The organism is Acinetobacter calcoaceticus (genome assembly GCF_051947995.1).
Lineage (GTDB): Bacteria > Pseudomonadota > Gammaproteobacteria > Pseudomonadales > Moraxellaceae > Acinetobacter.
The window spans coordinates 1-628 of sequence record NZ_JBLVVH010000025.1 but is presented as its reverse complement, the minus strand read 5'-3'; the positions used below and the strand labels follow the sequence as shown (position 1 = coordinate 628).

Sequence of the window (628 nt, the reverse complement as noted above, 5' to 3'; positions counted from 1 at the left end):
AAGTTGTTTTACCATGGTCAACGTGACCAATTGTACCCACGTTTACGTGTGGTTTGTTACGTTCAAACTTAGCCTTAGCCATTTTGATTTTCCTCGTTTACGTCGACACCAGTTTAGAGAAAAACAACCCTGAAAAACCTTCTTTATCGACATTCGCCTAAAAAACTAGACACCTAATACTTGAAAAGCAGACTATAATAGCCTGCTTCTTTAAAATCTTGTGGAATAACCACTAAACTGTATATCTGGAGCTCTTATCGAGATTTGAACTCGAGACCTCTCCCTTACCAAGGGAGTGCTCTACCACTGAGCTATAAGAGCGACATCTTCGATGGAGCGGGAGACGAGGATCGAACTCGCGACATGCAGCTTGGAAGGCTGCCACTCTACCAACTGAGTTACTCCCGCATGTTGGTACGACATCTATCGAAGTTAGATGGTGGTGAGAGAAGGATTCGAACCTTCGAAACTTTCGTAGCAGAGTTACAGTCTGCCCCCTTTGACCGCTCGGGAATCTCACCATATCACACTTACACAGTGCTGTTCTTTACTTTATACTACCACACTTTTAAGATGGTGCCGGCACACGGATTCGAACTGTGGACCTACTGATTACAAGTCAGTTGCT

The 628-nt window shown here is 44.3% G+C and carries 3 tRNA genes and 1 pseudogene; all 4 read right to left on the bottom strand.

Going from position 1 to position 628, the window contains the following annotated elements:
- Positions 1 to 82: pseudogene (locus tag ACNQO6_RS18395) on the bottom strand (hypothetical protein); the annotation flags it as partial.
- Between the two features lie 164 nt (positions 83 to 246).
- A tRNA-Thr gene (locus tag ACNQO6_RS18390) sits at positions 247 to 321 on the bottom strand.
- An 11-nt stretch (positions 322 to 332) separates the two neighbouring features.
- Positions 333 to 408 (bottom strand) — tRNA-Gly (locus tag ACNQO6_RS18385).
- 29 nt (positions 409 to 437) lie between these two features.
- Positions 438 to 521, bottom strand: a tRNA-Tyr gene (locus tag ACNQO6_RS18380).
- Positions 522 to 628 lie beyond the last annotated feature (107 nt).